This window comes from Streptomyces luteosporeus (assembly GCF_039532865.1).
Classification (GTDB): domain Bacteria; phylum Actinomycetota; class Actinomycetes; order Streptomycetales; family Streptomycetaceae; genus Streptomyces; species Streptomyces luteosporeus.
Genome location: NZ_BAAASL010000005.1, coordinates 128,552 through 151,537, shown reverse-complemented (window position 1 = coordinate 151,537; position 22,986 = coordinate 128,552). Strand labels below are relative to the sequence as shown.

17 protein-coding genes, 1 pseudogene and 1 riboswitch are annotated in these 22,986 nt (G+C 73.0%); of the genes and pseudogenes, 12 read left to right on the top strand and 6 right to left on the bottom strand.

The features are described from left to right. Nucleotides 1-112: 112 nt before the first annotated feature. Nucleotides 113-613, bottom strand: coding sequence for a hypothetical protein (locus ABD361_RS07830; protein WP_344434091.1), 501 nt, complete (start codon nt 611-613; stop codon nt 113-115). 273 nt (nt 614-886) lie between these two features. Here ABD361_RS07830 and fmt point away from each other — a divergent pair, with 273 nt between their 5' ends. The 8 genes and pseudogenes from fmt to ABD361_RS07790 all read left to right on the top strand — a co-directional run bounded on the left by fmt (nt 887) and on the right by ABD361_RS07790 (nt 10,567). Further along, nucleotides 887-1,831: a methionyl-tRNA formyltransferase gene (fmt, locus tag ABD361_RS07825; RefSeq protein ID WP_344434090.1), complete on the top strand. Its 945-nt coding sequence runs from the start codon at nt 887-889 to the stop codon at nt 1,829-1,831. A gap of 39 nt (nt 1,832-1,870) precedes the next feature. Then, a complete protein-coding gene (locus ABD361_RS07820; protein WP_344434089.1) occupies nt 1,871-3,316 on the top strand; it encodes an RsmB/NOP family class I SAM-dependent RNA methyltransferase in 1,446 nt (481 codons plus the stop codon). Nucleotides 3,317-3,505: 189 nt separating this feature from the next. Beyond that, nucleotides 3,506-4,192 (top strand): ribulose-phosphate 3-epimerase, encoded by a 687-nt coding sequence (gene rpe, locus ABD361_RS07815; protein WP_344434088.1) that lies wholly within the window; start codon nt 3,506-3,508, stop codon nt 4,190-4,192. Nucleotides 4,193-4,373: 181 nt separating this feature from the next. Next, nucleotides 4,374-5,363, top strand: a complete 990-nt coding sequence (locus ABD361_RS07810; RefSeq protein ID WP_344434282.1) for a sugar-binding transcriptional regulator — start codon at nt 4,374-4,376, stop codon at nt 5,361-5,363. Between the two features lie 259 nt (nt 5,364-5,622). Next, nucleotides 5,623-7,065 (top strand): GuaB1 family IMP dehydrogenase-related protein, encoded by a 1,443-nt coding sequence (locus ABD361_RS07805; protein WP_344434087.1) that lies wholly within the window; start codon nt 5,623-5,625, stop codon nt 7,063-7,065. 443 nt (nt 7,066-7,508) lie between these two features. Further along, a pseudogene (locus tag ABD361_RS07800) lies at nt 7,509-9,020 on the top strand (amino acid permease); the annotation flags it as partial. A gap of 427 nt (nt 9,021-9,447) precedes the next feature. After that, complete coding sequence (locus ABD361_RS07795) at nt 9,448-10,014, top strand: GNAT family N-acetyltransferase (RefSeq protein ID WP_344434086.1); 567 nt, start codon at nt 9,448-9,450, stop codon at nt 10,012-10,014. Between the two features lie 97 nt (nt 10,015-10,111). Next, nucleotides 10,112-10,567 carry an Lrp/AsnC family transcriptional regulator gene (locus ABD361_RS07790; protein WP_344434085.1) on the top strand — a complete coding sequence of 152 codons (456 nt, stop codon included), beginning with the start codon at nt 10,112-10,114 and terminating at the stop codon, nt 10,565-10,567. Between the two features lie 341 nt (nt 10,568-10,908). Here the strand turns inward: ABD361_RS07790 and ABD361_RS07785 are convergent, their stop codons facing one another. Continuing rightward, complete coding sequence (locus ABD361_RS07785) at nt 10,909-12,030, bottom strand: hypothetical protein (RefSeq protein WP_344434084.1); 1,122 nt, start codon at nt 12,028-12,030, stop codon at nt 10,909-10,911. Between the two features lie 59 nt (nt 12,031-12,089). Here ABD361_RS07785 and ABD361_RS07780 point away from each other — a divergent pair, with 59 nt between their 5' ends. The 3 genes from ABD361_RS07780 to ABD361_RS07770 all read left to right on the top strand — a co-directional run bounded on the left by ABD361_RS07780 (nt 12,090) and on the right by ABD361_RS07770 (nt 15,497). Continuing rightward, a complete protein-coding gene (locus tag ABD361_RS07780) occupies nt 12,090-12,587 on the top strand; it encodes a MarR family winged helix-turn-helix transcriptional regulator (RefSeq protein ID WP_344434083.1) in 498 nt (165 codons plus the stop codon). Nucleotides 12,588-12,895: 308 nt separating this feature from the next. Next, the gene (locus tag ABD361_RS07775; RefSeq protein WP_344434082.1) at nt 12,896-13,696 is read left to right on the top strand and encodes a carbon-nitrogen hydrolase family protein; all 801 of its coding nucleotides are present in this window, start codon (nt 12,896-12,898) and stop codon (nt 13,694-13,696) included. Between the two features lie 94 nt (nt 13,697-13,790). After that, nucleotides 13,791-15,497 carry a flavin monoamine oxidase family protein gene (locus ABD361_RS07770; protein WP_344434081.1) on the top strand — a complete coding sequence of 569 codons (1,707 nt, stop codon included), beginning with the start codon at nt 13,791-13,793 and terminating at the stop codon, nt 15,495-15,497. A 30-nt stretch (nt 15,498-15,527) separates the two neighbouring features. On the opposite strand, the gene ABD361_RS07765 is transcribed toward ABD361_RS07770, so the two are convergent. After that, nucleotides 15,528-16,220 carry a DUF5995 family protein gene (locus tag ABD361_RS07765; RefSeq protein WP_344434080.1) on the bottom strand — a complete coding sequence of 231 codons (693 nt, stop codon included), beginning with the start codon at nt 16,218-16,220 and terminating at the stop codon, nt 15,528-15,530. Nucleotides 16,221-16,270: 50 nt separating this feature from the next. After that, complete coding sequence (locus tag ABD361_RS07760) at nt 16,271-17,677, bottom strand: uracil-xanthine permease family protein (RefSeq protein ID WP_344434079.1); 1,407 nt, start codon at nt 17,675-17,677, stop codon at nt 16,271-16,273. A 235-nt stretch (nt 17,678-17,912) separates the two neighbouring features. Between ABD361_RS07760 and ABD361_RS07755 the strand changes: the two genes are divergently transcribed. Continuing rightward, nucleotides 17,913-18,716: a hypothetical protein gene (locus tag ABD361_RS07755; protein ID WP_344434078.1), complete on the top strand. Its 804-nt coding sequence runs from the start codon at nt 17,913-17,915 to the stop codon at nt 18,714-18,716. Between the two features lie 117 nt (nt 18,717-18,833). Here ABD361_RS07755 and ABD361_RS07750 read toward each other — a convergent pair whose 3' ends face one another. Both ABD361_RS07750 and ABD361_RS07745 read right to left on the bottom strand, forming a co-directional pair. Then, entirely contained in the window at nt 18,834-20,018 is a 1,185-nt protein-coding gene (locus ABD361_RS07750; RefSeq protein WP_344434077.1) for an MFS transporter, read from the bottom strand. Between the two features lie 40 nt (nt 20,019-20,058). Then, nucleotides 20,059-22,434 carry a chitinase C-terminal domain-containing protein gene (locus tag ABD361_RS07745; protein ID WP_344434076.1) on the bottom strand — a complete coding sequence of 792 codons (2,376 nt, stop codon included), beginning with the start codon at nt 22,432-22,434 and terminating at the stop codon, nt 20,059-20,061. Between the two features lie 324 nt (nt 22,435-22,758). Then, nucleotides 22,759-22,889: riboswitch (FMN riboswitch) on the top strand. Nucleotides 22,890-22,986 lie beyond the last annotated feature (97 nt).

Genomic DNA, 22,986 nt, shown 5'->3' with positions numbered 1-22,986 from the left:
GGATCATCGTCGTGCGGCACTGCAGCGCCCCATAGGGGCGCGGGGAACTGCGCGACAAGCCACGACGCGCCCCACGGACCGGCGCTGCCGCCGCAGGCCCTGGCCGGGCCCGTCAGCCGTTGCGGGGGCCCGGGAAGGCCGAGGCGCGCTGCTCCTCGCGGTGGACGGCCTGGCCGGGCACCGTGCGGGCGGCCGGGACGGCCGGGACGGCGGCCGGCTCCGCGGCGCGCACCGGCTCCGGCGCCTCGGCCGCGCCCTGCGCACCCGCCCGGCGCGCGCCGTAACGCCGGTGGACCGCCTGCTTGGTGACGCCCAGTGCGGAGCCCACCGCGTCCCAGGAGAAGCCCAGTGAGCGGTCGAAGTCGACCGCGGCGGTGACCAGCGTCTCGACGCTGTCGCGCAGTTCCTGCGCGAGGCGCACGGTGGGGGCGGGGGCGCGGCCGTAGACGACGAAGCCCGCGGAGGGGCCGGTGCGGCGCGGCCGGTAGACGTTGCCCAGCTGGGCGGTGAGGGTGCGCAGGGCGTCCACCTGGCGGCGGACCCTCTCGATGTCCCGGACCAGGAGATGCAGGCTGGCCCGTGCCTGGGCGTCGTGGGTTGCGTGGTCGGGCATGAACAAGCCTCTCGGACCGGCGGTTGAAGTGACGTCAATACGGGGTGAGGACTGACGGCCGCTCGACGAGCAACGGAACGGAAGCGGGCCGCCGTTGCGGCCCGTTTCGGTCAATCTCTCTTGACCCAACGCGCCAGCAGCCGCTGGGTCACGGTATGGGGGCGTGCAACCGCTGGAATGAGGCGCGCGCCATCCCGCACGCCCCCCGGGGCGCGCTCGCCTCTAGACTGAGGCGCCGTTTCACCCCGTACGCAGAGAGGTGGTCAGCCGACCATGAGGCTCGTCTTCGCCGGGACCCCCGAGGTCGCCGTCCCCGCCCTGGACGCCCTGATCGCCTCCGACCGGCACGAGGTCGTCGCCGTCGTCACCCGGCCCGACGCGCCGGCCGGCCGCGGCCGCCGGCTCGTCGCCAGCCCGGTCGCCGAGCGCGCGCAGGAGGCGGGCATCGAGGTGCTCAAGCCCGCCCGCCCCCGGGACGAGGACTTCCTCGCCCGGCTGCGCGAGATCGCGCCCGACTGCTGCCCGGTCGTCGCCTACGGCGCCCTGCTGCCCAAGGCCGCCCTCGACATCCCCGCCCACGGCTGGGTGAACCTGCACTTCTCCCTGCTGCCGGCCTGGCGCGGCGCCGCCCCCGTCCAGCACTCCATCCTCGCGGGCGACGAGATGACCGGCGCCTCGACCTTCCTCATCGAGGAGGGCCTGGACTCCGGCCCCGTCTACGGCGTGCTCACCGAGAAGGTCCGCCCCACCGACACCAGCGGCGACCTGCTGACCCGCCTCGCCTTCGCCGGCGCCGGGCTGCTCGCGGCCACCATGGACGGCATCGAGGACGGCACCCTCCAGGCCGTGCCCCAGCCCGCCGAGGGCGTCTCCCTGGCCCCGAAGATCTCCGTCGAGGACGCCCGCATCGACTGGTCCGCCCCCGCCCTGCGCGCCGACCGCGTCGTACGCGGCTGCGCCCCCGCCCCCGGCGCCTGGACGACCTTCCGCGGCGAACGCCTGAAGATCATGTCCCTGACCCCGGACCCCGCCCGCACCGACCTCGCCCCCGGCGAGATCGCCACCACCAAGAACTCCGTCCACGTCGGCACCGGCTCCCACGCCGTCCAACTGCAGTGGGTCCAGCCGCAGGGCAAGAAGCCCATGCAGGCCGCCGACTGGGCGCGCGGCGTGCGCATCGCCGCGGGCGAACGGCTCGGCCAGGACGGACCGGCGTAGGCTGGTCGTCATCATCACCCCAGCTCCGGAGCACCTTTCGTGAACGATCAGGCGTCCCGCCGGAAGCCCGGCCGCCCCGCCAAGCCCTACCGCAGGCCCCAGAAGGACCCCGTCCGGATACTCGCCTTCGAGGCGCTGCGGGCCGTCGACGAGCGGGACGCCTACGCCAACCTCGTGCTGCCGCCGCTGCTGCGCAAGGCCCGGGAGAAGGACGGCTTCCAGGCCCGCGACGCCGCCCTGGCCACCGAGCTGGTCTACGGCACCCTGCGCCGCCAGGGCACCTACGACGCGATCATCGCCGCCTGCGTCGACCGGCCCCTGCGTGAGGTCGACCCGCCGGTGCTCGACGTCCTCGGCCTCGGCGCCCACCAGCTGCTCGGCACCCGCATCCCCAGCCACGCGGCCGTCTCCGCCACCGTCGAGCTGGCCCGGGTCGTCCTCGGCGACGGCCGGGCGAAGTTCGTCAACGCCGTGCTGCGCCGCATCGCCGCGCACGACCTCGACGGCTGGCTGGAGCGGGTCGCCCCGCCGTACGAGGACGACCCCGAGGAGCACCTCGCCGTCGTCCACTCCCACCCCCGCTGGGTCGTCTCCGCCCTGTGGGACGCCCTCGGCGGCAGCCGGGCCGGCATCGAGGACCTCCTGGAGGCGGACAACGAGCGCCCCGAGGTCACCCTGGTCGCCCGCCCCGGACGGGCCACCACCGACGAACTCCTCGCCGCCCTCGGCGCCGACTCCGCCCTGCCCGGCCGCTGGTCGCCGCACGCCGTACGGCTCGCCGAGGGCGGCGAGCCGGGAGCCCTGGAAGCGGTCCGCGAGGGCCGCGCCGGCGTCCAGGACGAAGGCAGCCAGCTCGTCGCCCTCGCCCTGGCCGAGGCGCCCCTGGAGGGGCCCGACGAGCGCTGGCTCGACGGCTGCGCCGGGCCGGGCGGCAAGGCCGCCCTGCTGGGCGCCCTGGCCGCACAGCGCGGCGCCGCGCTGCTCGCCTCCGAGAAGCAGCCGCACCGCGCCCGGCTGGTGGCGCGCGCCCTGGCCGGCAACCCGGGCCCGTACGAGGTCATCGCCGCGGACGGCACGCGGCCGCCGTGGCGGGAGGGCTCCTTCGACCGCGTGCTCGTCGACGTGCCCTGCTCGGGCCTCGGCGCACTGCGCCGCCGCCCCGAGGCCCGCTGGCGCCGCCGCCCCGAGGACCTCGCCGGCTTCGCGCCCCTGCAGCGCGGCCTGCTCCGCGAGGCCCTGCGGGCCGTGCGCGTGGGAGGCGTCGTGGGGTACGCGACGTGCTCGCCGCACCTGGCCGAGACCCGGGCCGTCGTCGACGACGTGCTGCGCGGGCGCGGCGGGGAGGCGCCGGCGGCGGAGTGGATCGACGCGCGTCCCCTGATGCAGGGCGTTCCCGGCCTGGGCGAGGGCCCGGACGTGCAGCTGTGGCCGCACCTGCACGGCACGGACGCGATGTACCTGGCGCTGCTGCGCCGCACGGGCTGAGGTTCGCCTCCCCTGCGGGTGCGTGCGCTGCCGCGGGGTGCTGCGGCCCGGTGGGCCGGTTCGTGCCCACCCGTTCCTCCCCCAGCTACCGCTGGGGGACCCCCAGCGGAACGCCTGCCCACAAACCGGTCGGCTCGGGGGTCCGGGGGCGAAGCCCCCGGAAAGAACGCGGCATGGCAGGCTAAAGGCATGGCAGCGCAGATCAATCCCAGCATTCTGTCCGCGGACTTCGCCCGGCTCGCCGAGGAGGCGCGGGCCGTCGAGGGCGCCGACTGGCTCCACGTCGACGTGATGGACAACCACTTCGTCCCGAACCTCACCCTCGGCGTCCCCGTCGTGGAGTCGCTGCGGAAGGCCACGGACATCCCGCTGGACTGCCACCTGATGATCGAGGACCCCGACCGCTGGGCCCCGCAGTACGCGGAGGCCGGCGCCGGGTCGGTGACCTTCCACGCGGAGGCCGCCGCGGCGCCGGTGCGGCTGGCGCGGGAGATCCGGGCCAAGGGGGCGCGGGCGTCGATGGCGCTGAAGCCCGCCACGCCCATCGAGCCGTTCGAGGACCTGCTCCCCGAGCTGGACATGCTGCTGATCATGACCGTGGAGCCGGGCTTCGGCGGCCAGGCGTTCCTGGACATCATGCTGCCCAAGATCCGCCGCACCCGGGAGCTGATCTCGCGGCACAACCTGCAGCTGTGGCTGCAGGTCGACGGCGGCGTCTCGGCCGCGACGATCGAGCGCTGCGCCGAGGCCGGCGCGGACGTGTTCGTGGCCGGCTCCGCCGTCTACGGTACGGACGACCCGGCAGCGGCCGTACGCTCGCTGCGCGCACAGGCGGAGGAGACCATGGCGCGGGCGCCCTGGGCCTGTGCCCACTAACGCGCCCCGCGCCGCTCGCCCGAATTGCTGAGGGCTAAGGTCAAGGTCTGATCAAGGACCGCCGAATCTGACAGGATGAGGCCGAGTCCTTTGAGCTCCACAGCAACACGCAGCAGCAGTACACAAGCTCGACCACAGTAGTGAGGAGATCGCGGTGTCGACGGGCCGTTCGACCACGCCAATGGGGCCCGCCGAGCTGGTGCAGGCGGCGGCGATGGCCCGCCGCTTCTACCTCGAGGGCAAGTCGAAGATCCAGATCGCCGAGGAGTTCGGCGTGAGCCGCTTCAAGGTGGCGCGGGTGCTGGAGACGGCACTGGAGCGCGACCTCGTGCGGATCGAGATCCGGGTGCCGGCCGAGCTGGACGCGGAGCGCTCCGACGCGCTGCGCGCCCGCTACGGGCTGCGGCACGCGGTCGTCGTGGAGTCCCCGGCCGACGCGGCCGACGACGCGCCCGACCCCGAGAACCTCGGCGAGGTGGCAGCCGGCCTGCTCGGCGAGCTGGTCCACGAGGGCGACGTGCTCGGCCTCGCCTGGGGCCGGTCCACCATCCACATGGCCGCCGCCCTGCACCGGCTGCCGCCGTGCACGGTCGTCCAGCTCACGGGCGTGTACGACGCGGGCACGGCCGAGCGCGGTTCGGTGGAGGCCGTCCGCCGGGCGGCCCAGGTCTCCGGCGGCGAGGCCCACCCGATCTACGCGCCGATGCTGCTGCCGGACACGGCCACCGCGGCCGCGCTGCGCGGCCAGACGGGCATCGCCCGGGCCTTCGAGTACTTCGACAAGGTCACCGTCGCCGCCGTGTCCATCGGCTCGTGGGAGCCGGGCATCTCCACGGTCTACGACATGCTCACCGACGCCGAGCGCGCCCACTACGCCTCGCTGGGGGCCGCCGCCGAGATGTCGGCGCACCTGTTCGACGCCGAGGGCCGGCGCATCGGCCGGGACCTGGGCGAGCGCTGCATCACCGTCGAGGCCGACCGGCTGCGCCGGATCCCGGAGGTCGTGGCGATCGCCGGTGGCCAGCGCAAGGCGGCGGCGATCGGCGCCGTGCTGCGCTCGGGCCTGGTGACGAGCCTGGTCACGGACACCGCCGCGGCCGACTACCTGCTGCACGAGACCGGCCCGGGCCCCCGCCCGGCCCTCGACCGGGCCGACCCCGACCAGGGCTGATCCGCCCGTCCGCCGCGCCCGCCCCCACCCGGGGCGGGCGCTCGCGCACACCCCCGTGCAATCGGACGAGCCGGTCGTTTGGCGGAAGCTACCAAGGCCCCCCGGACCCGCTGGCCGAAGTCACAGAATGTGACCCCAGGTCGCCACGATCGGGCGAAATCATGGATGATGGGTCCAGGAACCTCAGCCCGATCCGGGTTTGGTTCGGTGCTGACTCCCCACCCGCTCTGTACGTAAAACCGCAGGTGAGAGAGCCAGTATGCGATTCCTCAATGACCAGAAGCCGGCGTACGACCTGACGTACGACGACGTGTTCATGGTGCCGAGCCGTTCCGCCGTCGGTTCCCGCCAGGCCGTCGATCTGACCTCCCCGGACGGCACGGGCACCACCATCCCGCTCGTGGTCGCCAACATGACCGCCATCGCCGGCCGCCGCATGGCCGAGACCGTCGCCCGCCGCGGTGGCCTCGTGGTCATCCCGCAGGACATTCCGATCGAGGTCGTCACCGAGGTCATCTCCTGGGTCAAGAACCGCCACCTGGTTCTGGACACCCCCATCGTCCTCGCCCCCACCCAGACGGTCGCCGACGCGCTGTCGCTGCTGCCCAAGCGCGCCCACGGCGCCGGTGTGGTCGTCGACGCCGACCACCGTCCCGTCGGTGTCGTCACCGAGCACGACCTGACCGGTGTGGACCGCTTCACCCAGCTGTCCGAGGTCATGTCCAAGGAGCTGCTGCTCCTGGACGCCGACATCGACCCGCGCGAGGCCTTCAACCAGCTGGACGCCGCCCACCGCAAGCTCGCGCCCGCCGTCGACAAGGACGGCAGGCTGGCCGGCATCCTCACCCGCAAGGGCGCCCTGCGCGCGACGCTGTACACCCCCGCCACCGACAAGGACGGCAAGCTGCGCATCGCCGCGGCCGTGGGCATCAACGGCGACGTGGCCGGCAAGGCCAAGGCGCTGCTGGACGCCGGTGCGGACACCATCGTCGTGGACACCGCCCACGGCCACCAGGAGACGATGATCGCGGCGATCAAGGCCGTCCGGGCCCTGGACCCGCAGGTCCCGATCGTCGCCGGCAACATCGTCGCCGCCGAGGGCGTGCGCGACCTCGTCGAGGCCGGCGCGGACATCATCAAGGTCGGTGTGGGCCCGGGCGCCATGTGCACCACCCGCATGATGACCGGCGTGGGCCGCCCGCAGTTCTCCGCGGTGCTCGAGTGCGCCGCCGAGGCGAAGAAGTACGGCAAGCACGTCTGGGCCGACGGTGGCGTCCGTCACCCCCGCGACGTCGCCATGGCGCTCGCCGCCGGCGCCTCCAACGTCATGATCGGCTCCTGGTTCGCCGGCACCTACGAGTCGCCGGGCGACCTTCAGCAGTCCGCCGACGGCCGGCTGTACAAGGAGAGCTTCGGCATGGCCTCCGCCCGCGCCGTGCGCAACCGCACGTCCGAGGAGTCCGCGTACGACCGGGCCCGCAAGGGCCTGTTCGAGGAGGGCATCTCCACCTCCCGCATGTTCCTCGACCCGGCCCGCCCGGGCGTCGAGGACCTGATCGACTCGATCATCGCGGGCGTCCGCTCCTCCTGCACCTACGCCGGTGCGGCCTCCCTGGAGGAGTTCGCCGAGCGGGCCGTCGTCGGCGTCCAGAGCGCCGCCGGCTACGCCGAGGGCAAGCCGCTGCACGCCAGCTGGCAGTAATCCGGAGCAATCCGCCACCAGCGCCGAGGGGCGCGTCCCGGTTCGCCGGGGCGCGCCCCTTTCGCATGCCCGCGCGCGGACGCTCCCGGCCCGCCGGTTCGTCGATTTCCGGCCGTCTTCGGCGCGTTCGGCCGGGCCCCGGCCGACGTGCCCTTTTCCGCCCCCCGTACCGATTCATTACCCGACGTGCAACGATCATCCGCTCTTGGGCAGCGCACGCAATGATCGAACGCGCATACGCAATAATGGTGCATTACGAGCGCGGACCCTCACCTCGTAGGGTCTGCGCAGAACGTGGAGTGGCGGATACCGCTTGCTCGGCGGTACCCCCTCGCAAACGGGTTTGCTCTGCCATGCCGGCGCGCCCGCGGGTCACCGCCGCGGCCGCCGCCCGACGACCGACCGGTACCCCCCGACCGGCAGTCCTGAACGGAGCGACCCCAGTGTTGGACCAAGGCACAGCGCCCCCCGCCACCGGTGACGAGCGGCGCGCCCCGCTGCCGTCCGCCGGCTTCGGTGCCCGCATGATGCGGCGCAAGCCCGTCGAGCGCCTGGTCGCCGAGGGCGGCCAGGGCGAAGGCGGCACCCTGCGCCGCTCGCTCGGCATGTGGCAGCTGACGATGATCAGCATCGGCGCCACGCTGGGCACGGGCATCTTCGTCGTCCTCGGCAACGCCGTGCCCGACGCCGGCCCGGCCGTCGTGATCTCGTTCGTCCTGGCGGGCCTGACCGCGCTGTTCTCGGCCCTGTCCTACGCCGAGCTCGCCGGCACCATCCCGGTCTCCGGCTCCTCGTACTCCTACGCCTACGCCACCCTCGGCGAGATCATCGCCTGGGTCTGCGGCTGGTGCCTGATCCTCGAGTACGGCGTCTCCGTCGCGGCCGTCGCCGTCGGCTGGGGCCAGTACCTCAACGAGCTCCTCGAAGGCACCATCGGCGTCACCATCCCCGCGTGGATGGCCAACCCGCCCGGTGTCGACGGCGGCGTCTTCAACCTGCCCGCCCTGCTCGTCGTGCTGCTGTGCATGGCGTTCCTGCTCGGCGGCGCCAAGGAGAGCGCCCGCGCCAACACCATCATGGTCGGCGTGAAGATCGCGGCCCTGCTGCTGTTCTGCGCCGTGGCCTTCACCGGCATCAAGGCCGGCAACTACAGCCCCTTCATGCCGCTCGGCCTGGGCGGTGTGAGCGCCGCCGGCGCCACGCTGTTCTTCAGCTACATCGGCTTCGACGCCGCCTCCACGGCGGGCGAGGAGGCCAAGGACCCCAAGCGGGACCTGCCCAAGGCCATCATGCTCTCGCTGCTGATCGTCACCGCGCTGTACGTGCTCGTGGCGGCCATCGCGGTCGGCGCCATGCCGTGGAACCAGTTCAAGGACTCCGAGGCCGCGCTCGCCGGCATCATGAAGGACGTCACCGGCCACGGCTACTGGGCCGTCTTCCTGGCCGCCGGCGCCGTCATCGCCATCGCCAGCGTGGTGCTGACCGTCCTCTACGGCCAGACCCGCATCCTGTTCGCGATGTCCCGCGACGGCCTGGTGCCGCGGACGTTCTCCAAGGTCAGCCGCAACGGCGTGCCGGTCTCGAACACCGTGATCGTCTCCGCCTTCTGCGGCATCCTCGCCGCGGTGGTCCCGCTCGGCCAGCTGGCGGACGCGACCAGCATCGGCACGCTCTTCGCCTTCGGCCTGGTCAACATCGCCGTCATCGTGCTCCGCTTCACCCGCCCCGGCATGAAGCGCAGCTTCCAGGTACCGCTTTCGGGTAGGCGTGTGAAGCTGTTCGGCCTGTCGCTGCCGCTGGCGCCGGTCTTCCCGGCGATCGGCTTCGGGCTGTGCGTCTTCATGATGACCAGCCTGGACATTGTGACGTGGGAGGTCTTCCTCGCCTGGATGGCCGTCGGCCTGGTCATCTACTTCGCCTACGGCATGCGCAACTCCCGCCTGGTCAAGGCCGCCGCCGGGGCGGACGGCGAGGGCGAGCGGACGGCCGGCGAGAAGGAGCAGGTCAAGGCTGCCTCCAAGGCCGACGACAAGGCCGGCGACAAGGCCGGGGCGAAGGCCGGTGCCGCCAAGAAACCCGCGGCCAAGAAGACCGCCGCCCGGAAGCCGGCCGCCCGGTCGACCGGGTCGAACGCCCGCAAGGGCACGCGCAGGACCGCGCAGAAGACGGCACAGAAGACCGCGCAGAAGACCGCGCAGAAGTCCTCGCGGACGGCTGCGAAGCCGGCGGCCGGGAAGACCGGGAGCAAGGCGGAAAAGCGCCCCGAAAAGGGCGCCGGAGCCGCCGACGCGCAGAAGTGATCTCCGTCGGGTCACCCCTATGATCGCCAGCTGCCGGGTCCGCCGTACGGGCCCGGCAGCACGCGTATCGGGAGGGGATCCGATGAGCACCAGCCAGCTCCTGCTGACCGGCGACCGCCTGGCCCTGGGCATGCCCCGGGACGAGATGCTCACCGAGTACCACAGATGGGAGACCGACCCCGGCACCGTTCTGGGCCGGGGTGCCCGCTTTCCCCGTACCTGGGAGGCCCGGGCGCAGGAGTGGGACCGCGAGCTGGACGACCACGACCACGTGCGCTTCGAGGTCGTGCGGCTGAAGGACAAGCAGCCGGTCGGACTGACCGCGCTGCGGGTGGACGCCCGGGAGCAGCGGGCGGAGTTCACGATCCTGCTGGCCCCGTCCTACCGCGGCAAGCGCTTCGCCGAGGAGGCCTGTCGCCTCACCCTGGACTGGGCCTTCCACCTGGGCGCACTGCGCGCGGTGTGGCTGCGGGTGCTGGAGCCCAACCGGGCCGCCATCACGGCCTTCGAGAAGGCCGGATTCCGGCCGACCGGCCGCTTCCGCAAATCGGGCCACTGGATGGGGCAGTACGTCGACGAAGTGCTGATGGACGCCCTGCCCGACGAGTTCCCCGGGCCCTCGGCCATGGTGGTTGCGCTCGGCAGCTGAAGGCCGGTCGGCCGCGCTCGGGTCGGGCACCCGGCCGGGTACGTGATCTACTGCTCGTAGCAGCAGAGGTTACCCGGAGAAAAGTGATCCACCCGCCGTGCGATTGAACGAGCTCGACGAACGCATCGTGCATGCCCTGGCCGAGGACGCCAGGCGCTCCTACGCCGACATCGGCGCGGAGATCGGCCTGTCGGCACCCGCCGTCAAGCGGCGCGTGGACAGGCTGCGCGCCGAGGGCGCGATCACCGGTTTCACCGTCCGCGTCGACCCCGCCGCCCTGGGCTGGGAGACGGAGGGCTTCATCGAGCTGTACTGCCGCCGCAACACCTCGCCCGACGCCATCCACCGGGGCCTGTCGCGCTACCCGGAGGTGGCGTCTGCCTCCACCGTCACCGGTGAGGCCGACGCCCTCGTCCAGATCTTCGCCTCCGACATGCGGCACTTCGAGCGGGTGCTGGAGCGGATCGCAGGGGAGCCGTTCGTGGAGCGCACCAAGTCGGTGCTGGTGCTCTCGCCCCTGCTGCGCCGCTTCAGCTCCGGCGCGCCGTCCTAGGCCGTGTCCGGCGGATCGTGCGGTGCCCCGTAGGGGCGCGGGGCGGGCGGTGTCGATCTGCGGGCGCGCGGTGGCTTGTCGCGCAGTTCCCCGCGCCCCTACGGGGCGCGGCGGGCTGGTGCAGTGCCCCGTCAGGGGCGCGGGGAACTGCGCGATCGGCCACTGACGGCCCGCAGTCGACGCGCAACCCGGGGGCCCGGGCGGAGCACGGCACCCTGCCTGCGGGCGCGTCGTGGCTTGTTGCGCCCACGCGGCGGCAGCCGCGGATCGGGCACTGCCCCGCGCCCTTACGGGGCGCTGCACCGTCCGCCGGGCACGGCGTGGCCGCGCCCGCACGGTCCTCACCGGACGAAGCGCGAGACGCCGCCGCCGTCGTCCAGCCGCTTGATGCGCTGCTGGGCGGCGTACGCGGCGGCCGGGTAGCGCGGGTCGGGCCGCAGCGCGTACTCCCGCAGGCACGCCTCGGTGAACTTCACGACGTGCTCGTCGCCGTGCTCCACGGCCCGGGCGCCCAGCTCGTCGACCGGCGGCATGTCCGCCGCCTCCGCGCGCCAGGCGTCGGTGCCCTCGCCGCGCCGGTCGGTCGTCATGCACAGCAGGAAGCCGACCTGGACCTGCCACAGGGCGGCCAGCGTGGGCTCGTACAGCTCGTGCGGCAGGTGCGGCAGCACCAGGCGGGCGGCGGCGGGCGCGGTGACGCCGTGGACCAGCGGTACGGGGAAGACCTCCGGGTGCCCGAGGTAGACGTCGGCGAACTGCACCGTCATCTCGCTCAGCAGCCGCGGCGCCTGCTGCGGGGCGAGCCAGCCGAGCGCCTCGCCGTAGCCGTCGAGGTCGCCGAGGGAGGCGAAGCGCTGCCGGAACATGTCGGGCCCCGGGGTGCCGTCCACCGGTGTGCGGGGAAGGGCGGCGACGGCCGACGGCAGGTCGTGCGGGCCGCCCAGCCGCGGCCGGCCCGGCAGCGCGGTCCAGCGCGCGGCCCAGTACGCCAGCCCCCGCGCCAGCTCGTCCAGCTGCAGCCGGGTGGGCTCGCCGGCCGCGTACAGGCCGCGCACGGCGTGCGCGGTGCGGATCAGGCCGTGGGTCAGGCCGGCGAAGAGCCCCGGCAGCAGGCGCGGCCACCAGCGCACCAGCACCTCGCGCCAGGGGGCCTCGGCCAGCTCGCGGGCGAACAGGCGCTCCCAGTCGCCGGCCCGCTCGAAGGCGCCCAGGGCCGGGCGCCAGGACGCCTCGTCGGCCGGGTCCAGGGCGAAGCGGGCGGCGGGCGGCTCGTGGTGCTCCATGGCGCGGCGGTAGCGCTCGACCCAGCGGCCCACCTCGTCGCCGTGGCCGAGCACGGCGACCGCCTCGGCACCCATGGGGCCGTGATTGGCCAGGTCGGTGCCCTGGCCCCGCTCGTACCCGAGATCGTCCAAGCGTTCCAGGGCCTCGTTGACCGCATCGGTGTAGCTGATCGACGGCATGGGATGCACCTTTCGGAGAGCCGAACTGTTTGGATTTCCGAACCATCTAGACTCGCAGTATGCCGCACCGCAACGACACGGGGGAAGCGCCCCGGAGACCGAGCCCCGCCGAGCTCGAAGTCATCGCGCTCGTACCGCAATTGGAGCCCTTCTTCCGGAAGTCCGTGGTGCACGAGCAGATGCCCCCGATGCTGCTGGAGGCGATGGAGTCGGGCGGCCTGACCGCCCGGCACGGGGCCGTGCTGCCCCATCTGCTGGCCGGAGTGCCGCTGACGGTCGGCGAGATCGCCGGGCGGCTGAAGGTCTCGCTGCCCACCGCGAGCGAACTCGTGGGAGCGCTGAGCCGGGCCGGCGTCGTGCGGCGCGCGGAGGACCCGGCGAACCGGCGGCGCGTCCTGGTCACCCTCGCCGAGGAGTACCGCGGCGCGGTCGAGACGTTCCTCGGCCGGCGCATGGAACCGCTGCTGCGGGTCCTGGACGAGCTCGGCCCGCAGGAGCGGGCGGGCTTCCTGGCCGGAATGGAGGCATGGGTGCGCGCGGTACGCAGCGCCCCGTAGGGGCGCGGAGCGGCGTAGAAGCCCGGCACTTCGTCTGCGGGCGCGTCGTGGCTTGTCGCGCAGTTCCCCGCGCCCCTTACGGGGCGCCCCGTAAGGGGCGCGGGGAACTGCGCGATCGGCCACCTACGGCCCGCAGCCCGCGCGGCGGAGCCGCATAGGCGGGAAAAGAGCGCGCAACGAATCGCCGCCGACGCGGGAAAACGCGCAACGAATCGCGCGGCTGCGCGCAACGTCGACGCCTTGTACCGGCCGGTTACCGGACCGTACCGTCTTTCTCAATTCGCCCGTCCGTCACCGGAGAGGAACGCATGACGCCGCTGCGCATCGCGCTGTACCAAGGCCCCAGCGGCGTTCCCTCCGCCCTTGCCGACAGCCTCGACGCCCTGTCCGCCGCCGCCCGGCGGGCCGCTGCCGCCGGCGCCCGGCTGCTGCTGACGAACGAGCTGTTCCTGACCGGGTACGCCCTCGGTCCCGCCGTCCGCGACCTGGCCGAGCCCGCCGACGGGCCGTCCGCCCGGGCCGTGGCCCGCATCGCGGCCGAGCACGGCATCGCCATCGGCTACGGCTACCCCGAGCGCGACGGCGAGGCGGTCTTCAACACCCTGGGCCTCGTGGGCCCCGACGGCGCCCCGCTCGCCACCTACCGCAAGACGCACCTGTTCGGCGAGTACGAGACGACCTGCTTCACCCCCGGCCGGGACCTCGTCGTCCAGGCCGACCTCGACGGCGTCCGCCTCGGCCTGCTGATCTGCTACGACGTGGAGTTCCCCGAGACCGTACGGGCCCATGCGCTGGCCGGCACCGAGCTGCTGCTCGTGCCCACCGCCCTGATGCGGCCCTACGAGATCGTCCCGCAGACGATCGTCCCGGCCCGGGCCTGGGAGAGCCAGCTCTACATCGCCTACGTCAACCGCTGCGGTGCCGAAGGGGACTTCGCCTTCGCCGGGCTGTCCTGCCTCGCCGCCCCGGACGGGACCGTGCGCGCCCGCGCCGGCGCCGGCGAGGACCTGCTCCTGGCGGAGGTGGACCCGCGCCTGCTCGCGGCGTCCCGCGCCGAGAACACCTACCTGAGCGACCGCCGCCCCGGCCTGTACGCCTCGCTCACCTGAAGCCCCACCCGAACCCCCCAGCCGAAGCCGGCGGCGTCCCCCTCCCCCTGTCCGCCGCCCCTCGACACCCCCTGCCAGTAGGAGAGTCCAGCCGATGACGTCCACGGTGCCCCCCGCCGCCCACGACGAGCACGAGCAGGCCCAGCCCGCCCTGCCGCCGATCACCATGTTCGGCCCGGACTTCCCGTTCGCGTACGACGACTTCCTCGCCCACCCGGCGGGCCTGGGCCAGGTGCCGGCCACCGAGCACGGCACCGAGGTCGCCGTCATCGGCGGTGGCCTGTCCGGCATCGTCGCCGCCTACGAGCTGATGAAGATGGGCCTCAAGCCCGTCGTCTACGAGGCGGACCAGATCGGCGGGCGGCTGCGGACCGTCGGTTTCGAGGGCTGCGACGACGAGCTGACGGCCGAGATGGGCGCGATGCGCTTCCCGCCGTCCTCCACCGCCTTCCAGCACTACATCGACCTGGTGGGCCTGGAGACCAAGCCGTTCCCCAACCCCCTCGCGCCCGACACCCCCTCGACGGTCGTCGACCTCAAGGGCGAGTCGCACTACGCGGAGACCATCGACGACCTGCCGCAGGTCTACCGCGACGTGGCCACCGCGTGGAACGCCTGCCTGGAGGAGGGCGCCGACTTCTCCGACATGAACCGCGCCATGCGCGAGCGCGACGTGCCGCGCATCCGCGAGATCTGGGCCAAGCTGGTCGAGAAGCTCGACAACCAGACCTTCTACGGCTTCCTGTGCGAGTCGGAGGCCTTCAAGTCCTTCCGGCACCGCGAGATCTTCGGCCAGGTCGGCTTCGGCACCGGCGGCTGGGACACCGACTTCCCCAACTCCATCCTGGAGATCCTGCGCGTCGTCTACACCGAGGCCGACGACCACCACCGCGGCATCGTCGGTGGCAGCCAGCAGCTGCCGCTGCGCCTGTGGGAGCGCGAGCCGGCGAAGATCGTCCACTGGGCGCAGGGCACCTCGCTGTCCTCGCTGCACGGCGGCGCGCCGCGCCCGGCCGTGACCCGGCTGCACCGCACCGCCGGCAACCGCATCACGGTCACCGACGCGGGCGGCGACATCCGCACCTACCGGGCGGCCATCTTCACCGCCCAGTCCTGGATGCTGCTGTCGAAGATCGAGTGCGACGACTCGCTCTTCCCGATCGACCACTGGACGGCGATCGAGCGCACCCACTACATGGAGTCCTCCAAGCTCTTCGTGCCCGTGGACCGGCCGTTCTGGCTGGACAAGGACGAGGAGACCGGGCGGGACGTCATGTCGATGACGCTCACCGACCGCATGACCCGCGGCACCTACCTGCTGGACAACGGCCCCGACAAGCCCGCGGTGATCTGCCTGTCGTACACCTGGTGCGACGACAGCCTCAAGTGGCTGCCGCTGTCGGCGAACGAGCGCCTGGAGGTCATGCTCAAGTCGCTCGGCGAGATATACCCGAAGGTCGACATCCGCAAGCACATCATCGGCAACCCGGTGACGATCTCCTGGGAGAACGAGCCCTACTTCATGGGCGCGTTCAAGGCCAACCTGCCCGGCCACTACCGCTACCAGCGGCGCCTGTACACCCACTTCATGCAGGACCGGCTGCCGGAGGACAAGCGGGGCATCTTCCTCGCGGGCGACGACATCTCCTGGACGGCCGGCTGGGCCGAGGGCGCGGTGCAGACGGCGCTCAACGCGGTGTGGGGCGTGATGCACCAGCTCGGTGGCGCCACCGACCCGTCCAACCCCGGCCCCGGCGACGTCTACGACGAGATCGCCCCGGTCGAGCTGCCGGAGGACTGACCGGGCGACGACGAAGCTGCAGGTGCCTGCTCATCCCAGGGGGGTGAGCAGGCACCTGCCCACCATGCCCACGCTGGCGTCCACCCGGTCGGTGAACTCCTCGACCACGTCCGGCAGGTGGCGCACCGCCCACAGCGTGCGGAAGGACGCCCACGCCGCGCCGCGCGCGGCCTCCAGCGTCCAGGAGCCGACCAGGTGGGTGAGCGGATCGGCGACGTCCAGCAGGTCGGGGCCGGGCATCAGCTCCTCGCGGATCCGCTCCTCCATCGCCACCAGCATCGCGCCGATGCGGCGGAAGTCCGGCTGCAGGGCCCGCGGCTCGGCGTCCAGCACCCGGCAGGTCTCCAGCAGGGCCAGGGCCAGGTCGTGCCCGATGTGGGCGTTGATCCCCGCGAGGGCGAACTGCAGGGGCTGCACGGCCGGGTGGCCGCGCAGCTGGAACAGCGGCTGCCAGCAGGCGGGCTGCCGCCGGCCGAGGGACGCCTGGTCGACGGCGTACAGGTAGCGCCTGGCGAAGCGGACGTCCAGCTCGGCCGCCGCCCGCCCGTCGCCGAACTCCCCCGCCGCGGCCCGGCGGCCGATCTCCTCGGTGACCGACAGGTACACCCGGTTGAACACGGCCACGCCGTCCCGCGGCGGCAGCGCGGCCCGCAGCCCGCGCATGCGCTCCAGCACCCCGTCGATGCCGGTCGGCGGTGCCGGCTGTGCCCGCATGATCGTCATAAGCACAGAGTGACAGCTGAACACGGAGCGTAGGCGGTCGGGTTCCCGAATTAATCAGAAGGGGTGACCGTGCCCCTGTTCTCCCCGACCGGGTCGTAGCTGCTCGTGCCCTCGTCCAGCAGTGGCTCCTGCTGCTTCATGTGGGCCGGGGCCAGCGCGCGCAGCACGTGGTAGCCGGAGAGCACCACGACCGTGCCGAGCGCGATGCCGCCCAGCTCGAAGGAGCTGGAGAACTTCAGGCTCACCCCGCCGATGCCGATGATGATGCCCGCCGCGACCGGCACCAGGTTCAGCGGGTTGCGCAGGTCGACCTTGTTGTGCACCCAGATCTGCGCGCCCAGCAGGCCGATCATGCCGTACAGGATGACGGTGATCCCGCCGAGCACGCCGCCCGGCACGGCCGCGACGACCGCGCCGAACTTGGGGCAGACGCCGAAGAGCAGCGCGAAGAGGGCCGCGGCCCAGTAGGCGGCGGTGGAGTAGACGCGGGTGGCGGCCATGACGCCGATGTTCTCCGAGTACGTGGTGTTGGCCGGGCCGCCGACCGCCGTGGAGAGCATCGTCGCGGCGCCGTCCGCGGCGATCGCCACGCCCAGCTGGTCGTCCAGCCGGTCGCCGGTCATCTCGCCGACGGCCTTGACGTGCCCGGCGTTCTCCGCGATCAGGGCGATGACCACCGGCAGTGCCACCAGCGCAGCCGACCAGCCGAAGCCGGGCCCGTGCAGGGAGGGCAGGCCGATCCAGTCCGCCCTGCCCACGCCCGACAGGTCCAGGCGCCAGTGGTCGACGGCCTCCGTGCCGCCGTTGACCGAGTGGATCTTTCCGAGGACCCGGTCGAGCACCCAGGAGAGCGCGTAGCCGAAGAGCAGGCCCAGGAAGATGGCGATGCGCGACCAGAAGCCGCGCAGGCACACCACCGCCAGCCCGGTGACCAGCATGGTCGCCAGCGCCGTCCACTGGTCCTGCGGCCAGTACGTGCGCGCCGTGACCGGGGCGAGGTTGAAACCGATCAGCATCACCACGGCGCCGGTGACCACCGGCGGCATCGCCGCGTGGATGATCCGCGCGCCGAACCGGTGCACCACCAGGCCGCTGAGCAGCAGCGCCCCGCCGACCACGAAGATCGCCCCGGTGACGGCCGCGCTGTCGCCGCCCTGGGCCCGGATGATGGCCGCCACGCCGACGAAGGACAGGCTGCAGCCCAGGTAGCTGGGCACCCGGCCGCGCGTCGCCAGCAGGAAGAGGATCGTGGCGACGCCCGACATCATGATGGCGAGATTCGGGTCGAGACCCATCAGAACAGGCGAAACGAACGACGCGCCGAACATCGCGACCACGTGCTGGGCGCCCAGACCCGCCGTGCGCGGCCAGGAGAGCCGTTCATCAGGTCGGACGACGGCCCCGGGGGCGGGGGTGCGCCCGTCGCCGTGCAGGGTCCAGCGCACGCCCAGGCCCATGTCTTGCTCCCATTGTTCGAGGTGGTGGGGGTGATGATCCGCATCATGCTACGGCCGGGGCGCGGCCCGGCCGGCCGGGCCGACTGCCGGAGCCGGCCGCGGCCCGCCAGGCGTGTTGCTGCGATCGGCTCAGAAAACACCTCGTAGGGCTGTATGACCGCGAGGGGCGGCTGTTTCCCACTTTCCGGGAGGTATGAGTCTCATTGTCCGATTTCCTGCAATTCAGGAGACACACATGCGCAAGCACGTCGGCCGCACTGCGGCCGCTGCGATCATCGCCGCCGCAACCGTTGTTCCGGTCGCCGGTATCGCTCAGGCCGCGCCCCAGATCGCGTCCGGCAACCAGACCTGGACCTGGGACGACGACCACGACGGCGACCGGGACCGCGACCACGGCCGGGACAAGGGCCGCGACCGCGACCACGGCCGGGACAAGGGCCGCGACCGCGACCGCGACTGCGACCACGGCCGCAAGGACCGTGACCGCGACAAGGGCCGCGACCGGGACCGCGACCACGGCCGCAAGGACCGTGACCGCGACCGGGACAACTGCGACCACGGCCGCCGCGACCGCGACCGGGACCGCGACAACTGCGACCACGGCCGCCGTCGCCACGACGACTGCGACCACGGCCGCCGCCACGGTGGCTGGAGCAGCTGGCACCGCACCTACGACCGCTGGGGCTGGGGCGGCTGGGGCGGCATCTTCAGCGGCAACTGGAGCGGCCGTCACGGCGGCCACGGCGGCTGGGGTGGCTGGGGCAGCTGGGGTGGCTGGGGCGGCCACGACGACTGCGACCGCCACGGCGGCCACGGTGGCCACGGTGGCTGGGGCGGCTGGGGCGGCAACGACCGCTGGGGTGGCGGCTGGAACCGCCACGACGACGACTGCGACCGCTGGGGCGGTGGCGGGCGTCACCACCGCAAGGACGACTGCGACGACGACAAGTGGGGTGGCCACCACCGCCGCCACGGTGGCGACTGCAACCGCAGCAGCTGGCGCAGCAGCAGCTGGCACAACTGGGGCATCGTGAAGTAACGCGACCCCGGCGCGCCTGCAAGTCCCCCCTCCACCGCGGGCCGTGGCCGCACCCTCCGGGGTACGGCTCACGGCCCGCGGCGGTGCGCGCACACCGCCGAGGGGGACGCCCGGCCGTCAGCGGCGGACGGCCGGGCCGGTACGGGGCGCCGTGGTACGGCGGGCGGGGGCGCGCAGGACGCCCGCGCCCGCCACCAGCCCCGCACCGCACGCCGTCACCACGGCGAAGGACACCACCAGCGACGTCGCACCGGCGATCTGGCCGATGACGGCCGGGGCCACCAGGCCCGAGGTGTAGGTGACGGTCGCCACGCCCGCTATCGCCCGGCTGGGGTCCGGCCCGCTGTGACCGGCCGCGGCGAAGGCCAGCGGCACCACGACCGCGATGCCCAGGCCCATCAGGCCGAAACCGGCGAAGGCCGGCACGGGCGAGCCGGCCGACACGACCAGCAGGCCGCCCAGCGTCGCCAGCACGCCCCCGGCCCGTACGGTCCGGACGGGCCCGAAGCGGCGCACCGCCGCGTCCCCCGCGAGCCGGGCCGCGGCCATCGTGCAGGCGAAGGCGGTGGTGCAGCCCGCCGCGACGCCGGTGTCGGTGCCCACGACGTCGCGCAGGTAGACCGCGGCCCAGTCCAGGCCCGCGCCCTCGGCGAAGACCGCGCAGAAGCCGACCGCCCCGATGGCCAGTGCCGAGCGCGGCGGCAGCGCGAACCGGGGCGGCGCCGGCTCGTGTTCCGCGGCGCGCACGTCCAGCACCCCGTGGCAGGCGACCAGGCCCGCCGCGGCCAGCACCGCGGCCGCCAGGGCGAGATGCACCCGGGCGTCCGTGCCGGCGTGCGCGGCGACGGTGCCCACGGCCGAGCCGGCCAGCGCGCCCGCGCTCCACATGCCGTGCAGGCCCGACATGATGGAGCGGCCCAGCCGCTCCTCGGTGCGCACCCCGAGCGCGTTCATCGCCACGTCCGCCATTCCGGACGCCGCCCCGTACACCGCCAGCGCCCCGCACAGGGCGGGGACGCCGGGGGAGAGGGCCGGCAGCGCGAGGGAGGCGCACCACAGGAAGAGCAGGGCGCGCAGCGCCGTCCGCGAGCCGTAGCGGTGGCCGACCCGCCCCGCGAGCGGCATCGCGAGCGAGGCTCCGATCGCGGGGAAGGCGAGCGCCAGCCCGAGGGCCCCGGCGCCGGCGCCGGTGTGCTCCTGCAGCCAGGGGACGCGGGTGGCGAAGCTGCCGGTGACCGCGCCGTGGACGGCGAAGACGGCGGCCATGGCGATGCGGGCGCGCTGTGCGCTGCTGCTGCCCATGCAGCTCCTCCCCGGCCCGGCGCACCGGGCCCCGCGCTGTCTATCGGCAGGTTCCCAGGTCCTGCCACACCCCCCACTCGCCGGTGGTGCCGGGCTCCTCGCCCTGCGTCCACCACTTCGCCTTCCAGGTGCGGGACTTCCAGGAGACCGTGGCACCGCCACTGTAGGCGCTCGCCCGGTCCCAGGAGGGCGCGGTGCAGCTTCCACCGGTGGGCGTGGCAGTGGGCGTCGCCGTGGGGGTCGAGGTGGGTGTCGTGGTGGGCGTCGGCGCCGGGCCGCCCGGGTCGACCACGGTGGTGCCGCGGGCGAGGTCGCCGGCCAGGGCGTACGTGCTGCCGCCGAAGGTCACGCTCCAGTTGGAGGGCGTGGTGGCCGGCAGGTAGTACGTCAGGTCCACGACGGCGGTGGCGCCCGGTGCGATCGACTGGTACGCGGGCAGGGTCACCGACACCCGGTGGTAGTCGCCCTTGAGGCCGCCGATGTTGTTGGGAGCAGTGTGGTCACTGCGGATGACCTTCAGCCCCCAGCCCGACTGGTCCTTGGCGTTCCCGGGCGCCGAGGTGCCGTAGTCGAACCGGAACTCCGCACCGCCCGGGACGGTCGCCTTGGTGCGGTTGGTGATGCGCAGCTTGGGCGTGATGGGGTAGTTGGAGTCGCCGAGCGGGAAGTCGGTGAGGGCCACGTCGATGTCGAGCGCCTTTTCCGGCAGGTCGGTGGTGGCCCGCCGGGCGCCGTAGCCGGGCGCGGCCCTGAAGGCGTCGTACAGGGCGTTCGTCAGCGTGGAGCCGGGCTCGTACTGGCCCTTGGCCGCGTTCCAGCCGTAGTCGCCGGCCAGTTCCCAGATCATCGTGCCGCCCAGGCCCTTGTCGACGACGTAGCGCGCCTTGGCCTGCACCGACTGCTCGTCCTCGGTGGACAGGAACACCTTCTTCTCGGCGTTCCACAGCCAGGGGGCGGTCAGGGTGGCGTCGTAGTGGCGGGTGTAGCTGCCGGTGAGGCGGGTGCCGGCGGGGAAGCCGAAGCGGGTCAGGTAGTCGCCCGCGATGCCCTTCTCCAGGTTCTTCGCGTGCCACATCGGGTTGGAGCCGGCCGGCGACTCCTTGCCGTCGTCGTCCTTGTCGTTCCAGATGTTGTCGACGCCCACCGCGCCGTCGCCGCAGGACGTCAGCCCCGAGCCGGCCGGGCACGAGGCGGCCTTGGCCGTGCCCCACAGCCCGTCCGTGCCGCCGGTGACGTTCTTCCAGCCGCGCGTGTAGTACGGCAGCCCGAGGTTGATGCGCCCGGGCGGCAGGGCGCCGCGGAAGTAGTGGTAGGCCCAGTCGCCGTTGAGGTAGCCGATGCCGCCGTACTGCGCGGTGCCGTAGACGCCCCACTTGGCGAGCTCGGCGTCCTTGCCGTCGTCGTACAGTGCCGCGTTGGGGCCGACGAACTCGTTCCAGGCGCCGTGCAGGTCGTAGGACATGACGTTGACGTAGTCCAGGTACTTCGTGGCCTGGTAGGTCTCCATGCCGCGCAGCAGGTAGCCGGAGGACGGCGCGGCGACCGACAGCAGGTAGTGCCGGCCGTCGGCGGCACCGGCCCGGTCGAGCTTCTCGCGCAGGGTCTTCAGCAGGGCCGTGTAGCCCTGGTTGAGGCCCCCGCGCCGGGCGTTGGCCAGCGCCCAGTCCTTCGGATGGCCGGCGTCCTTCATGGACGTGGGGTACTCGTAGTCGATGTCGACGCCGTTGAAGCCGTACCTGCGGACGAAGGCGACGGCGGAGTCGGCGAAGGTGTCGATGCCGCCCTGGTTGACCGAGCCGTCGGCGTTCGTCGCGGTCTTGTAGAAGCCGCCGGAGGCGACGCGCTTGCCGTTCTCGTCGATGTACCCGCCGGTCTCCGCCCAGCCGCCCACGGAGATGAGCGTCTTGACCTGCGGATGGAGCTTCTTGTACTTGGTGAGCAGGTTGAAGTGGCCCTGGTAGGGCAGGGCCGGGTCCATCTCGGCGCCCGGCACCTCCGGCCAGGTCATGCCGGTGGCGGGATTGCCCGGCCCGTCGGCGCCGACCGATATCCGGTCGTCCGGGCCGACGTGCGCGAAGGCGTAGTTGAGGTGGGTGACCTTGTCCCAGGGGATGTCGGGGGCGAGGTAGGCGGGGGTGCCGTCCTTGCCGGTGCGCCACCCGGTGAAGTAGCCGATGACGCGGCGCTGGTGGTCGGCGCCCATTTTCTCGCGGCCGTCGGCGTCGTAGACCGAACAGTAGGGGACGTCGACGCCGGGGGTGCTGTAGAGGCCGTCGGGGCGGCAGGAGGACTGGTCCTGCGCCTGCGAGGCGGTCGCCGGCAGGGCGGCGACGATCAGTCCGGCGAGTGCGGCGCCGGCCGACGCGAGGGCGGCAGCGCGTCTGCGCCGCAGGCCGGTGGTGCTCTTTCGGGACAACACGAGCGTTCCTCCAGTGGGGGGCTCTTGCCAGAGCTGTGCGTGGGGGGCTTGCGACGTGCTGTGGCCCGTGGTGTGCGCGCACCGCCGGGCCGTACTCCTCGGAGGTGTGGCAGAGGTTAAGAGGACTAGACCAGTGCGTCAATAGGTCTGGACCAAACCGGATCAACCCGTGGACCGGTCGTGAGGCGGAGTGTGAGTCCGCGCACGGTGTCAAGTCCCCATGGACATCGCGGCGCAGCTCGGCGTACGCTCGATGGCAGCCGGACCCGCATCGGAAGTCGCAGGTCAGGCGCCATGTACCCTTAATTGATCCATCACACGCAGCGCACTCCGGGGTCGGTGAAAGTCCGAACCGGCGGTTACAGTCCGCGACCCGGCCGCAGCCAGCGGCCGGTTGACCAGGTGAAATTCCTGGACCGACGGTTAAAGTCCGGATGGGAGGCAGTGCGCGGCGGGCATGCGACGGCACACCGCCACCGGTGACCGCGCGGGCACCCCCTTCTGCGGAGGCCCCGTGTGTCCTCTCCCGGCGTGCGACCTGCCGTCGTC

Excerpts from the sequence above, each read along its gene's own strand:
- ABD361_RS07810 (WP_344434282.1), top strand. The coding sequence starts at position 4,374 with ATGGGGCCCGCCGAGCTGGTGCAGGCGGCGGCGATGGCCCGCCGCTTC.
- ABD361_RS07795 (WP_344434086.1), top strand. The coding sequence starts at position 9,448 with ATGAGCACCAGCCAGCTCCTGCTGACCGGCGACCGCCTGGCCCTGGGC.
- ABD361_RS07785 (WP_344434084.1), bottom strand. The coding sequence starts at position 12,030 with ATGCCGTCGATCAGCTACACCGATGCGGTCAACGAGGCCCTGGAACGC.
- ABD361_RS07770 (WP_344434081.1), top strand. The coding sequence starts at position 13,791 with ATGACGTCCACGGTGCCCCCCGCCGCCCACGACGAGCACGAGCAGGCC.
- ABD361_RS07750 (WP_344434077.1), bottom strand. The coding sequence starts at position 20,018 with ATGGGCAGCAGCAGCGCACAGCGCGCCCGCATCGCCATGGCCGCCGTC.
- ABD361_RS07780 (WP_344434083.1), top strand. The coding sequence starts at position 12,090 with ATGCCGCACCGCAACGACACGGGGGAAGCGCCCCGGAGACCGAGCCCC.
- ABD361_RS07760 (WP_344434079.1), bottom strand. The coding sequence starts at position 17,677 with ATGGGCCTGGGCGTGCGCTGGACCCTGCACGGCGACGGGCGCACCCCC.
- fmt (WP_344434090.1), top strand. The coding sequence starts at position 887 with ATGAGGCTCGTCTTCGCCGGGACCCCCGAGGTCGCCGTCCCCGCCCTG.
- ABD361_RS07830 (WP_344434091.1), bottom strand. The coding sequence starts at position 613 with ATGCCCGACCACGCAACCCACGACGCCCAGGCACGGGCCAGCCTGCAT.
- ABD361_RS07775 (WP_344434082.1), top strand. The coding sequence starts at position 12,896 with ATGACGCCGCTGCGCATCGCGCTGTACCAAGGCCCCAGCGGCGTTCCC.
- ABD361_RS07755 (WP_344434078.1), top strand. The coding sequence starts at position 17,913 with ATGCGCAAGCACGTCGGCCGCACTGCGGCCGCTGCGATCATCGCCGCC.
- rpe (WP_344434088.1), top strand. The coding sequence starts at position 3,506 with ATGGCAGCGCAGATCAATCCCAGCATTCTGTCCGCGGACTTCGCCCGG.
- ABD361_RS07765 (WP_344434080.1), bottom strand. The coding sequence starts at position 16,220 with ATGACGATCATGCGGGCACAGCCGGCACCGCCGACCGGCATCGACGGG.
- ABD361_RS07805 (WP_344434087.1), top strand. The coding sequence starts at position 5,623 with ATGCGATTCCTCAATGACCAGAAGCCGGCGTACGACCTGACGTACGAC.